Origin of the sequence: Providencia sp. PROV174 (assembly GCF_028480685.1) — a bacterium.
Lineage (GTDB): Bacteria > Pseudomonadota > Gammaproteobacteria > Enterobacterales > Enterobacteriaceae > Providencia > Providencia rettgeri.
The window spans coordinates 63,640-77,356 of the sequence record NZ_JAMPOT010000025.1 but is presented as its reverse complement, the minus strand read 5'-3'; the positions used below and the strand labels follow the sequence as shown (position 1 = coordinate 77,356).

The following is a 13,717-nucleotide window of genomic DNA, read 5'->3' as shown; positions in this document are numbered from 1 at the left end:
TTTAAATACACAGTGCCAGTAATTGTCGCCATAAGATTACTCAATTCCGTTTTATAAAAGGCATAACTTTGAAAAAGTACCATTCTTCTATTTTTTTCCGTTACTTATGCTCAAGTCTTTCTTGTGCATTATTATTGGGCGGTGCATTTACAGCTTCAGCTGCTGGGGATAAATTAACAGTTAGAGCGGGTCAAACGGGTTATTTAGGGGAGTTATATCCCGCGAACCGTAGTGCTTATTTGAATACTCATGCACGGTATCTAAGCCCATTCACCTATCCATTAAGTGATCCCAATGTTAACTACCCCATGTTACCTAAGTACGATACCTATCTTAAATTTTCTACTATGAGAAATAATACGATCCTATCTAATTTCCCAAAATATGAAGGTGCGCCAGGTATTCGCTTAATTAATGAGAATGATAGTAGCCGAATTATCGTTTTATTACTCAATGGTACGGTATCGACTTCTTATAAAAACTCAAGCTATGAGTCTGTTATCAAAACGGCCACCTTAAAACAATCACGACAAATTGCGGGAAATTTAAAATCCAGTGGGGATTTAGCTTGGGGATTGGAATACAGCTCTACACCAATTAATAATTACTTTCAAGCGTTGGGGACTCCTACGGGGTATATTCGCGCCGATATTACGAGCTTTTCAGCGTTTGCCAGTTCTCAGTCAGGTGGGCCCACAGCGGTAGTTAAAGGACGTTATCGATTATCAACCGATGAACAACTCATATTTGGTCAAGGTTCAATTTACTCCTATATGGGTTTCGCTCATGCGGATACTCAGTTACTGGCCGACAGCACACTCAGTATTGAAGCATTGGATTCTTGTACTGTCACCCCGATCACAAGTACTAATATTATCTTTAGTACCCAGCTAGCGGGCTATAAACAAAATACATTACTGGAAACACGCCCTGCCAGTATGAGTATTAACTGTGTAACTACGGGTAAATTGCTGATGGTGTTATCAGCAAACCAACAATTATATGGGCAAAATAGTACAGGTACCACGGCAGGCACTAATTTAGCTGGGATGGCGTTGGATTTAGTCTCGGGTAGCTCATCTGAAACTACCGAACGGCCATATATTGTGGCTTCCCAAACCGTGCCTTCATCTGACATCTGCCGCAATGGTAACCCGGATGGTATCAGATACTATGAGCGAGTCAAATTAGGGGATATCACAACGACTAATTTGAAAAAGAACTTATACTTCAACCTATGCCACAATGGTAGTGTTAGAGCAGGTAGTTATCGCGGTAGCATTGATGTATCGTTTTTCTTAGAGTAAATCATCGTCATTGATTTACTCTGTTAGCGCTCAGTCACTTAAAGTCATTGAGCGCTAATATCATTGAAGTCAGCCAGAAACATGCACTGTATTCGCGGTTTTTTTCGCCATTTTTAATGCACTTTCAATCGAATCTGCAATAGCCAAAGCAACACCTAACCGGCGAGTTCCTGCAATTTCAGGTTTACCAAATAACCGTAATTGCGTATCAGCCCCCAACGCTGCGCCAATATTTGAAAAGATCACATTTTGGCTTTGTAAATTGGGTAAAATAACCGCTGAAGCACTCGGCCCATATTGACGAATCACACCGATTGGGAAGCCAAGAAATGCGCGAACATGTAAGGCAAATTCAGATAAACTCTGTGAAATCAGCGTCACCATGCCTGTATCATGGGGACGAGGCGAAACTTCATTAAAAATGATATCGTCACCACACACAAATAATTCAACACCAAATATTCCGTAGCCCCCCAAAGAGGTAACAATTTTCTCAGCAACATCTTGCGCTTTTTTCAACGCCACTTCACTCATGTACTGTGGCTGCCAAGACTCGCGATAATCCCCTTTTTCTTGTCGGTGCCCTACTGGCGCACAAAAGTGAATGCCATCCACCGCATTAACCGTTAACAATGTGATTTCAAAATCAAAATTAACCATTTTTTCAACAATTACACGGCCTTGACCTGCTCGACCACCTTGCTGTGAGTAATCCCAAGCTTGATTTAATTCGTCTCGAGAACGGATCACACTTTGCCCCTTCCCTGACGAACTCATCACAGGCTTAACAATACAAGGAAAACCGATTTTTTCTGCTACTGCGATAAAATCGGATTTGCTGTCTACAAATTGGTACTCTGATGTTGGCAACTTCAACTCTTCTGCAGCTAAACGACGGATCCCTTCTCTATCCATAGTAAGAACAATCGCTTTCGCAGATGGAACTACTTTTTGTCCTTGTTGTTCCAGTTCCATTAATACCTGTGTCGCAATCGCTTCAATTTCAGGCACAATAATATCGGGTTTTTCAATTGAAACTATTCGCTTCATCGCTTCGCCATCAAGCATGTTTATTGTATAACTGCGGTGTGCAACATGCATCGCTGGCGCATTATCATAGCGATCAACCGCAATAACTTCGATGCCCAAGCGTTGACATTCAATCGCAACTTCTTTGCCTAACTCTCCAGCACCTAATAACATCACTTTTGTTGCTGATTTACACAGCGCAGTACCTAATTGATTCATGATTGATAACCTTACTGACAAAAAGTTGCTGCCAATTATATACGCAATCGTTTGCCTTTACTATCAAGGAAAAAATACCATAAGACAAAAAATTTATAATTTGTTGATAATATGATTAATTATTTAATTTAATGGTGTTTTGTCACGCCCTGTAATAAAGGGTTCTTTATGAGAAAATTTAATATACTGTTTGCGCATGATAGCTAACACACAAAACATTAAACCAATCCAAATAAGTGAAAAACTAATGCCTTTGACCCAATCAAATAGCTCATTAAATAAAAATACGGCTAATAAGAATTGAATTGTTGGTTCTATATATTGTGCTAAACCGATCACTGTTAATGACGTTCGTTTAATTGCCGCGGTAAAAAAGAGCAAAGGAATGATCGTGACTGGAGCCGCTAACATATAAAGAACTTTTATTTGCCAATCCCCTTGGGCCACGGCACTTAAACCATTAGAAGCTAACCACCAAGAGATTGCTATTGCAATAGGCAGCAACCAAAGCGCTTCTAGAAATAAAGACGTAATCACATCAAATCGAATAAATTTACGGATTAATCCATATACCGCAAAAGCACTCCCCATGACTAACGCTAAAATAGGTAATTCGCCATACTGCCAAATTTGGTAACCGACCCCCGCACAAATAAAAATAACAGCCATTTTTTCTGCAAAAACAAGCCGTTCACGAAGGAATAAAACACCAAGTAGAATAGAGAATAATGGGTTAATAAAGTACCCAAGACTCGCGGCTAACACCTGTCCGTGAGTTAATGCGTAGGTAAATGTTGTCCAAGATATCGCCATAACCAACGAGCTAAATAAACACAGAATTATCGACCGTTTATCAGACCATACCTCGCGCCATAAAGATTTATTTTTAATAATCAAGCGAACAAAAAAAAGTATAGGCACAGACCAAATAAGACGTTCTGCAAGTAGCTCTAAAGGTTCCGCTCCGGGAAGTAAACGATAAAATAATGGTGTGATTCCCCATAAGATATAGGAAAAAATAGCAAGAGCTACTCCCGAGCGAAGCAACATAATTTATCCACAATAAAATCTGATTAAATAATATTAGCTACTTATCATACGCCAAAATGCAAAAAATAAAACTTATCAACATCATAATATAGGTTGAATTATATCAAGTATTCTTAAAATAAAAGGTAACTATATCGCTACCTTTTATTTACTCGCTGCATATATCTTCATCAAAAAACATCACGCTGATGTAATGGTGGTTGCTGCTGCATAAATACACATAATTCCTCTTGTGTCGGCGCTGCGGCAATAGCACCTTTTTTGGTTGTCGCCAATGCACCACAAGCAGTAGCTTGCGAAATGACCTTCATCAGCCCCTCTTTTTCGTTGACTAGCCCATATTGTGAAATGGCCGCCAACAACCCCGCCATAAATGCATCACCAGCCCCTGTGGTATCAATACTTTCTACTAAATAAGCACTTACGGCCATTTGAACCGAAGAAGTGAACACCTGACAACCTTTAGCCCCTTGAGTAACAATTTTTAATTGGGCAGGATAGCTTTGCAATTTGGCGATTGCATTTTCAAAACGACTTTCTTGCGTTAACCACAGCAGCTCATCATCAGAAAGTTTTAAAATATCCGCTCGTTTTGCAAAATTATCAACAACTTGATGCATTTCATCGGGATCAGACCACATTTGAGGACGAATATTAATATCAAAACTCAGTAATCCACCAGCGAGTTTTAGTTGTTCGATAGCTGTCGATAGAGATGCTCTACATTGATGATGCACTAGAGCTAATGAGCAAAAATGCAAAATATCATTACCAAATTGCGGTAAGTTATTTGTCGTTAAAAATTGGTCAGCCGATGGAGAAACTAAAAAAGAAAACTCACGTTCTCCGTTTTCATGCAACGAGACGAGAACAGTACTTGTTTTGTACTTTTCATCAAATTCCATCGCACTAGTATCAACCCCTATATCAAATAAGGTTTTTTGCATGAAATGCCCGAAAGCTTCTTCACCGACTCGTCCAATAAAACCACTGTTTTGCCCTAAGCGTGCAACCCCAGCGGCGACATTCACAGGCGCACCACCAGCACAAGCTTCATATTGCACGTTTTGAAGAGGAATTAAATCAATGACTGCATCCCCTAATGCCCAAACTTTCATTATATCTCCTTTGCGAATTTTATATTTTTAACCTTTATTCCTATTCATAAATTACACATTACCAACTCATAAAAATAAAACTAGTAAACGCAAACTGTTAACGTTAACATTGAGTATAAAGAAGCCAGCAAATAAACGCACCTATTATTGAATTTCATGCGCTCATTTTGTTATCGCGATCGAAAAATGTTCAGGAAGCCATAATGAAAAAACAACTTGAATTAGCCAACGAAACCATCAAAACAGCAAGGGAAAGCATGAGCTTGCAGTTCTATCCACAATACCACCTTGCCCCTTATGTAGGCTGGATGAATGACCCAAATGGTTTGATCTATCATCAAGGACAATACCACGCATTTTATCAACATCATCCATTTAGTGCGATTTGGGGCCCCATGCATTGGGGTCATGCAACAAGCACTGATATGGTCCATTGGCAACATCAACCCATTGCGTTAGCACCAAGTGAAGATTATGACCGAGATGGTTGTTTCTCAGGCTCCGCAATTAGTTACGATAACAAATTGTATTTGTTTTACACAGGCCATATCTGGTTAGCAAATCCAGGTGATGACAGCCAAATCATCCAATCACAGTGTGTTGCAATCAGTGAAGATGGTATTCATTTCGAAAAGAAAGGTGTTGTACTTCCTTCCCCTGATGGCTATATGCACTTTAGAGATCCTAAAGTTTGGCAACAAGATGGCAAATGGTGGATGGTGGTTGGTGCAAGAGACTCTCAAGATCAAGGGCAAATCCTCTTATTCAACTCTACTGACTTATTAAATTGGGATCAAAATTATCAAATCCTAGCAAAAACTGACGACGATGATATTTATATGTGGGAATGCCCTGATTTCTTTCCATTAGGCGAAAAATTTATTGCCCTCTTTTCTCCTCAAGGAAAAAAAGCAAAAAATTATCAATATCGAAATTTATTTCAAAATGGCTATTTGGTTGGTAATTGGTCGCCTAATTTACCTTATCAAATTTCACATTCATTTACTGAGCTTGATTTTGGCCAAGACTTTTATGCACCTCAAACCTTTTTAGCTAAAGACGGTCGTCGTATCGCTATCGCTTGGATGGATATGTGGGAAAGTCATATGCCCACACAAAAACATGGGTGGTCAGGGTGTTTTACTTTACCTAGAGAGCTAACACTGAATGAACAAGGTAAAATTATCTCTAAACCTATAGAGGAATTGAAATCATTACGCCAGTCTGCAAGCCATTTTTCCGCAACAATGTTAGCCAAAAACAGCACCATAGTGTTGAATGAAAATGCGACAAGTTGTGAAATAGAACTTATTTGGGATTTACAGCAAAGCCCGGCTGAAAAATTTGGCTTTTGGATTGGATACGGCGTGCAGTTCTATGTTGATAACCAAAATCAGCAATTAACCTTAATGCGTCATTACCCTGAATATACAATTAGTGATAATCGTTGTGCTCCGATACCCCAAGGTCATCAACTTAAAATAAATGCTTTTATCGACCACTCTAGCTTGGAAGTATTTATTAATGATGGTGAACTCAATTTTAGTTGCCGTATCTACCCACACCAAAGTGAACGAGATTTAAGATTATTTGCAATAAATCACCAGGCTAAACTAGAAAAAGCGATTTATTGGGAACTCAAGAAAGCGATTGAATAACTGTCCATTCGATTTGCTTTCTCGGCGAAACTAAAAAGAATTACGTTCTAACAAGTCGCAAGCAACATATTCAACACTATTTTGCTGCCGTTCTTCTATGATGTGCAAAGCGGCTTGTTGACCTAACTGATAGTGCGGTAACACAACCGTACTTAATGGCGGGTAAAATAGCTCTCCGACACCTATCATATTATCGTAGCCAAGTACTGCGATATCTTGTGGGATACGTAAACCACGACTAAGCAGTACTTGGTAAGCTAAAAATGCAATACGGTCATTTCCACAAATAATGACATCAAAATCCGGTTTTTTATTCTTAAAATGACTATTAATTAAAGCTATAACATCTAAATAGTGTTCATCACCTAGCTCTAAATGGTATTGCTGAAGCGATGCTAGCGGTAAATTAGCCGTTGCCCATGCAGATTCCACCGCTTCACGGCGCGTTTTTCCAGCAAGTGTCTCTTGCGGGATATAAAGACAAAGAGGATTCCGATACCCTTTCTCTATTAAGCGATTAACTGCATTCAATTGACCATTAAAGTCATCCGGTACATAAGCTGGAAACTGCCCTTTTTTATCTATGCAATTAGCAAGAACCAAACGATTATTATGTAATCCTTCAGGAATAGTCACTTCTCGAAGCCCCATCGTAGTATAAATAATACCATCTGGCCGCTGGGATAATAATTGTCGGACAGCTCTTTCACTATCTTCACTGGAGGTAATATTAACAACAAAGCTACTCCAGCCGAATTGCCTCGCGGTTTGCTCTATTGAAAGAATGATTTCCACAGAAAACGGAGTTGTTGCTGTATCAAGAGCCAAAACGCCAACTGTAGAAACCCTAGAACTTTTTCCTCTAATCTTACGTGCAGAAAAATCAGGAACATAATTGAGTGACTCAATAGCTTGTTGGACCTGTTTCAAGGTTTCAGGCTTGAGTAATTCAGGGCTATTAATTGCCCGTGATACTGTCATCAATGAAACATTTGCAAGCCGAGCTACGTCTTTTAAAGAAGCCATTAAGTATATTCACTCATCAAACCTAGGTAAGAATAAATTTTAGCATGTTAAATATAAAAAGCACTTAATCTTCGTCAATTCACAAGTTAAGTACTATCACCTAAGAAAACAGCATAAAGTGTACATCTAAGACTTTTTATGACTAATGATTTAAGATATTATTGATTAGCTTTAACAATATTTCTATCTATTACTTTATGTTAAAAAACACATTTAATAAGTAAGTTCACCTAACATGTTACACGTCATTAATCGAATATTACCCAATGACACAAACTTTAACTATTGTTTCTATTTTTATATTAAATTTAACTAGATGATGTTTTTAATATAAATTAAGGTCAGTAATACACTAATAAAAAGAACAACGATCAGTAGAAAATATTATTGTGAAATTATAATTTCACTTTATTTATCTACGTATTTAATCAGATTCGTATGAATATCAAATCAGTTCAACAGGAGTATGGTGATGAATAACACCATTCACGTAATCGTAGAAAGTGATAATGTCTTTAAGAATAAACTGAAACTAATGATGGAATCTTTTGGTTTTATCTTTAGATTTTATAATAACGAAGAAGTGTTTATGAGTAATTATACTTACCCTAGTGAGGGTAATGTAAAAGAATGTATTTTATTATTCTTAAACAATGATGAAAATCGTATTAGTCGATTAAACAATATAAATAATTCATTTGGTATTGTTCCATTCATTGTGCTTGCTGAAGAGCCTTCTATCAGTTTGTGCCGTGAGAGTTTTAAAGCTGGAGCTTTTGATTTTTTCCCTTTTCCTTTCAAGGACATTGAAATTCTAAACTCCATCAGCAACGCAACAGAATTATTTTTAAATATGCATGAAAAGTATAAGAAATATACCTACCTCTCTGATAAATTTAACCGTCTTTCGGTTAGAGAACGAGAGATTATGGATATGATATTAGAAGGTAATACTAGTAAAGAAACCGCTGAAAAACTGTCACTATCACCAAGAACTGTAGAAGTTCATCGCTCTAACATTTATACGAAACTAGGTATTAAATCACTACCACAACTTATTCAAGAATACGAATATATTAATACCTATCCTAAATATATTTAATTTATATGATATGCTCATCTTGTTATAGCGTTATTATTTCTGGTGGTTTGATTCTAAGCCATCAGAAACTAATTACCTAAAAAATGCCAAAGACACTATAATTTAGATAAATATAGATAAAAATTCTGTCAATTTTGAAATAATAACTTGTTTTTATAAGTGATAAACAATAGCTCTACTCTATCACAGACTAAAGAAACCTAAGTGAATTGATAATTCCACTCGTAATAATAACTACTAATACTTGCAAAATAAAATAATACTTTTTTGTGTTACTGAAATATCATTTAAAATAATAGTGCAGTTATCACACCATTTTTTAGTAAGACAATGCGCTTTCTCATCGATATTTATCCATCACAAATCTAAAAAAATAGGGCTATAAACGACATACCAACTTACCTAACTCAAGCATAATGAGCATCGTTTTCATTTTCTTTTCTCGATACATCAAGTAACGACACAAGCAGATAGATTACGCTTTATTTATCTATCGACTGTCGTTCAAAATGTTGGTAAATTTTTCGCGCTTCGCTGTTTTTATGCTTTTTTGTTGTTGCCCACAAAAACATGCGAAAGCGCTTTTTTTTGCGGCCCAAAGCATACGAGAGAAGCTATTTGTAGTCTTTAATGTTAATTTCATACTGCTTTAGTTTGCGCCATAACGTTGTCCGTCCCATATTAAGGACTTTATGCATTTTTTGAATTTTACCTTCACAAGCCTGCGCCACTTCAATAATCAAAGCTTTCTCAACTGAATGAATATCCAAGTTAGCGAGTCGTTGCTCTACCTTATTTTCCCTAAAAATTTCTTGTTTATAATAGTGAAACTTCAACTTCCCACTCGCTTCCCTTGCTAAAGCCTGCGTAAGTGCAAACAAAATATTGCAGTTCTTCTGAGTTGAAGATAAAGCAACAACTAGAACTGGCTCTCCAGCATGTGAATACACTGGAGCTAGATAATAAAAAATCCCATGTAATTCGATTGGCGCGGCATACAACTTAGCCTGTGCTCCATAAGTTAAATTATCAGATAATAAGGTTGCTATCTCAAAATTGCCACCCAACTCATGACTAAGCCAAAGTGTTTTTCCATCAGAGCTAATCAGAGAGCTTCGAATATTATTATCATGTAATGAGGCTAATCCGCCTTCAATAGTTGTATAAGTAAGCTCTACAATATATTTATAATCATCTGAATTATAAATACTTTCTTTTACAGGTGTTGTAGTTGGAAATATTAAATGAATCGACATAGTTATCCTTATTCTTCGATAAGAGTTATCTGATTATGTCAATTTTCCATTTAATTATTATATTCTAGATCAAGTTATTAATTGATAGATTTAAACCAATTGATCCACATCAATTTTTCACAATTAAAAGCAGTAAATCAATATGGTAAAAAACAAAATGGCTAACTTAATTTACCTAAGTTAGCCATTTACACGTTTAAAACGCTCTGATTCACTTAAGAAGTGACAATATTTCCCCACAGGTCATATTCATCTGCATGCTCAACGAATACTTTCACTATATCCCCTGCGTTAACACCAAATTCACCATTAAGATAAACCATACCATCAATTTCTGGTGCGTCTGCCATGCTACGGCCAACAGCACCCTCATCATCAACTTCATCAATAATGACTAAAATTTCTTTACCAATTTTATCTTGTAAACGCTGTGTAGAGATTTGTTGTTGTAATTGCATAAAACGATGATAACGATCTTCTTTAATTTCCTCAGGGACTTGATCCGCCAGCTCATTCGCTTTCGCCCCCTCGACAGGGCTATACTTAAAGCAGCCTACTCGGTCTAACTTAGCTTCCGATAAGAAATCGAGTAGCATTTGAAAATCGTCTTCTGTCTCACCAGGAAACCCCACAATAAATGTTGAACGTAAGGTGAGTTCAGGGCAAATTTCACGCCAACGTTTAATTCGCTCAAGTGTTCTTTCTACAGCGCCAGGGCGTTTCATTAACTTTAAAATTTTGGGACTTGCATGCTGCAGCGGAATATCTAGGTAAGGTAAAACTTTACCTTCTGCCATCAAAGGGATGACATCATCAACATGCGGATAAGGATACACATAATGTAAACGTACCCATACGCCCAGTGAAGCAAGTTGTTCACATAACCCCACCATGCTAGTTTTTACAGGCTGCCCATCCCAAAAACCCGTTTTATTTTTAACATCAACACCATACGCAGAGGTATCTTGTGAAATAACCAGTAACTCTTTTACCCCTGAAGCGACTAAACGCTTAGCTTCATTTAACACATCCCCAATTGGGCGGCTATCTAAATCCCCTCGCATAGAAGGAATAATGCAAAAAGTACAACGATGATTGCACCCTTCGGAAATCTTTAAATAAGCGTAATGTTTTGGAGTTAGTTTTACCCCTTGTTCTGGAACTAAACTCAAGAAAGGATCATGTTCAGGTTTTGGAACATAGTGGTGCACATGGTTAAGTACCTGCTCATAGCTATGTGGGCCAGTGATTTCTAAAACTTTTGGATGTACTTCACGAATTTGGTTCTCTTTCGCGCCAAGGCACCCTGTGACAATTACTTTGCCATTTTCATTCAGAGCTTCCCCAATCGCTTCTAGTGATTCCTGCACCGCGCTATCGATAAACCCACACGTATTCACAATGACTAAGTCTGCATTATCATAGCTAGGAACGACTTGGTAACCATCAGTGCGCAACTCAGTTAAAATACGTTCTGAATCAACTAGGTTTTTCGGGCAGCCGAGAGAGACGAAGCCAATTTTTGGCACCGGATTAGTATTTTGCGACATAACTCACTTCTTTTTTTGTGTTATAAATATTGTTTTAGAAAAATGGGCGAAATTTTACCTGAAGAATTGAGGGAATTGTATAAATTTTTATCGAAAATAATCTGTATTTAACGCGAGAATAATAGAAAAAGTTTGTGTTAATTAGGCGATTTCTACAAACCATTTTTGTAAAAATCACCTAAGAATGTCAATCAGCGATTAACCGAACGAGCAATACGTGAATAGGTGTGACGAACACCACGGATAACAATACTATAATTTAAAATATTCTCAGGTAATGCGATTCCGTTATAACCTGAATCACCAATATGGTGTAAATCTGTCCCGGTCATTTTGCACATTAATGCAATTTGCCGAATAGTTTGTAAATCTGCACCTTCTTGAGAAGTGCCAATCGCCGTCATTGTCATCACGCCTTGGGAATGGCAATAACCTACCATTTTTTGCACAAATTCTAATGAAATCCCAGGTACCGTTCCCGGAGCAGGGAGCAAAATAATATCCGCACCATTGTTAATAAAGGTACGAATATCATCTTCCGTGATGAGTTGCTCTGCCGAAGCATTTAAAACACCAGCAGCGTGCATTTTTCCCGTAATAAGCACAATATCTTCACCCACAACAGCTTTAAGCTCTTTAAGGCTCTGGTTAATTTCCTGATTAGTTACTCCATTGCCAGGGTTCCCCGTTAGAACAATAATATCCGCACCCATTTCTTTTAATTTAAGGGCATTTTTGACTGTTGCTAATCGCCCTTCTGACATTTTCCATTGCGCATCTTGTGTCGGATTATTAAAGCCCTCAGGTACAGGCTCTAAATTCACACCGATTGCTCGTCCCGTTAAACGCTTAAGTGTGCGAATGATTTCCTCAGGTTCAACCCCTTCGGGTAGGCCTTGCATAATCGGTTGATTAACATCAAAAACATTCAATAATAAAATGTCTGCACCTTGGCTTGCGGCTAATTCAGCATTTGTCACCGTCATTAATACGGGTTGAATTGTGCCTATGGTTTCAGAAACCAAAATTCGCCCTTCACTTGCTTTAATTGATTCTAATAGGCTCTTTTTATTGAGTTTTGCAATTTCTGAAGCAGAGCAATCAAGATAACGTCGTTGCATGGCTATACCTTTATTTTCAACAAAATGAATGAAGTGTTCTTTCGCAATAAAATTCACACCTTCAAAATATATCATGTAGACAATAATAAACTGCCTAATAGAACACACTATTAGCAAGTTATTTTTTAAAGAATAATAACTTTTTCTAACACTTAGATTTTTATATAAAAACAAACATTTTTAGCGACTAGTAATTTACTTATCGTAAATTACCTCTTGTTTTTTAGTAATAGTAATGATTATCATTACAGCTCTATATCACTTATAGTAAGGACTAAAATAATGAAACTCGCCTATAAAGCTGCTGTTTCAGGTCTCGCGTTGTTTTCAATCTCAGCATTAGCTCAAGAGTACCCTCTCGGTCACCCTGTGATCAAAAACGGAATGGAAATCCAAGGTGTTTACCTACAACCAATTACAATGGATACCGAAGAAGGCCATCATGCGATGTCTCACTTAGCTGCAGATAAAGCAGATGTCCACTTAGAAGCAGATATTCACGCTGTTGAAGATAACCCAAATGGCTTTGCAGAAGGCGATTGGATCCCTTACCTAACCATTGAATATTCAGTCACTAAACTTGGTGATAAACCACAAACTCAAACAGGCACATTTATGCCTATGGTGGCAAGTGATGGCCCTCATTATGGTGAAAACATCAAATTAGATGGCAATGGTAAATACCGTGTCACCTATAAAATTTACCCGCCATCACACAATAAAGATGTTGCCTTTGGCCGTCATATTGATAAAGAAACGGGTGTGGCCCCTTGGTTCCAACCTTTCGAAGTTTCTTGGGATTTTGACTACGCAGGTGTTGGCCGTAAAGGTAGTTACTAATTTTTTAACCTAAATTAGTTAAGGGCTTAACCAAGGAAATTTTCTTGCATAAGCCCTTTTTTGTTTGTCGTTATAAAAGGATAAACCAAGCCAAAATGAAAACATTACTGAGCTTTTTACTGGTTATCACTTGTACAATAATTCCCCTACCTTCATTTGCTGCAGAAAAATATACTGTCGAATTAGAAATGAAAAATGGTGATCTTATCCCGCGTGTTCTTGAAGTTCCTGCAAAAACGATTATCCGCATTAAAATTACCAACACAGGCACTGAGCCCGCAGAATTTGAAAGTATTCAATTAAGAAAAGAAAAAGTTTTAGCCCCTGGTGCAAGCTCTGTTGTTGTTATCGCGCCATTGAAACCTGGCACATATACTTTTTTTGATGACTTCCATCTTTCTCACCCCAAAGGCGAGATCATTGCGAAATAAAAGGATTTAG

12 protein-coding genes are annotated in these 13,717 nt (G+C 37.5%); 5 read left to right on the top strand and 7 right to left on the bottom strand.

The window, feature by feature from the left end; all coding sequences use genetic code 11:
* The first annotated feature begins 68 nt into the window (after positions 1–68).
* The gene (locus PSE60_RS19545; protein WP_272666501.1) at positions 69–1,307 is read left to right on the top strand and encodes a hypothetical protein; all 1,239 of its coding nucleotides are present in this window, start codon (positions 69–71) and stop codon (positions 1,305–1,307) included.
* A gap of 69 nt (positions 1,308–1,376) precedes the next feature.
* On the opposite strand, the gene purT is transcribed toward PSE60_RS19545, so the two are convergent.
* The 3 genes from purT to PSE60_RS19530 all read right to left on the bottom strand — a co-directional run bounded on the left by purT (position 1,377) and on the right by PSE60_RS19530 (position 4,723).
* Complete coding sequence (purT, locus tag PSE60_RS19540; protein WP_210839645.1) at positions 1,377–2,555, bottom strand: formate-dependent phosphoribosylglycinamide formyltransferase; 1,179 nt, start codon at positions 2,553–2,555, stop codon at positions 1,377–1,379.
* 123 nt (positions 2,556–2,678) lie between these two features.
* Positions 2,679–3,605, bottom strand: a complete 927-nt coding sequence (gene rarD / locus PSE60_RS19535) for an EamA family transporter RarD (RefSeq protein ID WP_272666500.1) — start codon at positions 3,603–3,605, stop codon at positions 2,679–2,681.
* Between the two features lie 170 nt (positions 3,606–3,775).
* Positions 3,776–4,723, bottom strand: a complete 948-nt coding sequence (locus PSE60_RS19530) for an aminoimidazole riboside kinase (protein WP_272666499.1) — start codon at positions 4,721–4,723, stop codon at positions 3,776–3,778.
* A 203-nt stretch (positions 4,724–4,926) separates the two neighbouring features.
* Here PSE60_RS19530 and PSE60_RS19525 point away from each other — a divergent pair, with 203 nt between their 5' ends.
* Positions 4,927–6,381, top strand: a complete 1,455-nt coding sequence (locus tag PSE60_RS19525) for a glycoside hydrolase family 32 protein (protein WP_272666498.1) — start codon at positions 4,927–4,929, stop codon at positions 6,379–6,381.
* Positions 6,382–6,411: 30 nt separating this feature from the next.
* On the opposite strand, the gene PSE60_RS19520 is transcribed toward PSE60_RS19525, so the two are convergent.
* Positions 6,412–7,407 carry a LacI family DNA-binding transcriptional regulator gene (locus PSE60_RS19520; RefSeq protein ID WP_210839653.1) on the bottom strand — a complete coding sequence of 332 codons (996 nt, stop codon included), beginning with the start codon at positions 7,405–7,407 and terminating at the stop codon, positions 6,412–6,414.
* A gap of 472 nt (positions 7,408–7,879) precedes the next feature.
* Here PSE60_RS19520 and PSE60_RS19515 point away from each other — a divergent pair, with 472 nt between their 5' ends.
* Positions 7,880–8,509 carry a response regulator transcription factor gene (locus tag PSE60_RS19515; protein WP_272666497.1) on the top strand — a complete coding sequence of 210 codons (630 nt, stop codon included), beginning with the start codon at positions 7,880–7,882 and terminating at the stop codon, positions 8,507–8,509.
* Between the two features lie 614 nt (positions 8,510–9,123).
* Here the strand turns inward: PSE60_RS19515 and PSE60_RS19510 are convergent.
* The 3 genes from PSE60_RS19510 to PSE60_RS19500 all read right to left on the bottom strand — a co-directional run bounded on the left by PSE60_RS19510 (position 9,124) and on the right by PSE60_RS19500 (position 12,436).
* Positions 9,124–9,765, bottom strand: coding sequence for a helix-turn-helix domain-containing protein (locus PSE60_RS19510; protein WP_272666496.1), 642 nt, complete (start codon positions 9,763–9,765; stop codon positions 9,124–9,126).
* A 215-nt stretch (positions 9,766–9,980) separates the two neighbouring features.
* Positions 9,981–11,315, bottom strand: coding sequence for a 30S ribosomal protein S12 methylthiotransferase RimO (gene rimO, locus PSE60_RS19505; protein ID WP_210838103.1), 1,335 nt, complete (start codon positions 11,313–11,315; stop codon positions 9,981–9,983).
* Positions 11,316–11,506: 191 nt separating this feature from the next.
* Positions 11,507–12,436, bottom strand: coding sequence for a DUF7916 family protein (locus PSE60_RS19500; RefSeq protein WP_272666495.1), 930 nt, complete (start codon positions 12,434–12,436; stop codon positions 11,507–11,509).
* 282 nt (positions 12,437–12,718) lie between these two features.
* Between PSE60_RS19500 and PSE60_RS19495 the strand changes: the two genes are divergently transcribed.
* On the top strand, positions 12,719–13,276 hold the full coding sequence (locus tag PSE60_RS19495; protein ID WP_004913787.1) for an iron transporter: 558 nt from the start codon (positions 12,719–12,721) through the stop codon (positions 13,274–13,276).
* A gap of 95 nt (positions 13,277–13,371) precedes the next feature.
* The gene (locus PSE60_RS19490; RefSeq protein WP_210838100.1) at positions 13,372–13,707 is read left to right on the top strand and encodes a cupredoxin domain-containing protein; all 336 of its coding nucleotides are present in this window, start codon (positions 13,372–13,374) and stop codon (positions 13,705–13,707) included.
* Positions 13,708–13,717: the final 10 nt, after the last annotated feature.

What these genes read in the sequence shown, in the direction of transcription:
- PSE60_RS19515 (WP_272666497.1), top strand. Translation starts at nt 7,880, where the DNA reads ATGAATAACACCATTCACGTAATCGTAGAAAGTGATAATGTCTTTAAG.
- PSE60_RS19510 (WP_272666496.1), bottom strand. Translation starts at nt 9,765, where the DNA reads ATGTCGATTCATTTAATATTTCCAACTACAACACCTGTAAAAGAAAGT.
- PSE60_RS19530 (WP_272666499.1), bottom strand. Translation starts at nt 4,723, where the DNA reads ATGAAAGTTTGGGCATTAGGGGATGCAGTCATTGATTTAATTCCTCTT.
- PSE60_RS19525 (WP_272666498.1), top strand. Translation starts at nt 4,927, where the DNA reads ATGAAAAAACAACTTGAATTAGCCAACGAAACCATCAAAACAGCAAGG.
- PSE60_RS19490 (WP_210838100.1), top strand. Translation starts at nt 13,372, where the DNA reads ATGAAAACATTACTGAGCTTTTTACTGGTTATCACTTGTACAATAATT.
- PSE60_RS19520 (WP_210839653.1), bottom strand. Translation starts at nt 7,407, where the DNA reads ATGGCTTCTTTAAAAGACGTAGCTCGGCTTGCAAATGTTTCATTGATG.
- PSE60_RS19500 (WP_272666495.1), bottom strand. Translation starts at nt 12,436, where the DNA reads ATGCAACGACGTTATCTTGATTGCTCTGCTTCAGAAATTGCAAAACTC.
- rimO (WP_210838103.1), bottom strand. Translation starts at nt 11,315, where the DNA reads ATGTCGCAAAATACTAATCCGGTGCCAAAAATTGGCTTCGTCTCTCTC.
- purT (WP_210839645.1), bottom strand. Translation starts at nt 2,555, where the DNA reads ATGAATCAATTAGGTACTGCGCTGTGTAAATCAGCAACAAAAGTGATG.
- PSE60_RS19495 (WP_004913787.1), top strand. Translation starts at nt 12,719, where the DNA reads ATGAAACTCGCCTATAAAGCTGCTGTTTCAGGTCTCGCGTTGTTTTCA.
- rarD (WP_272666500.1), bottom strand. Translation starts at nt 3,605, where the DNA reads ATGTTGCTTCGCTCGGGAGTAGCTCTTGCTATTTTTTCCTATATCTTA.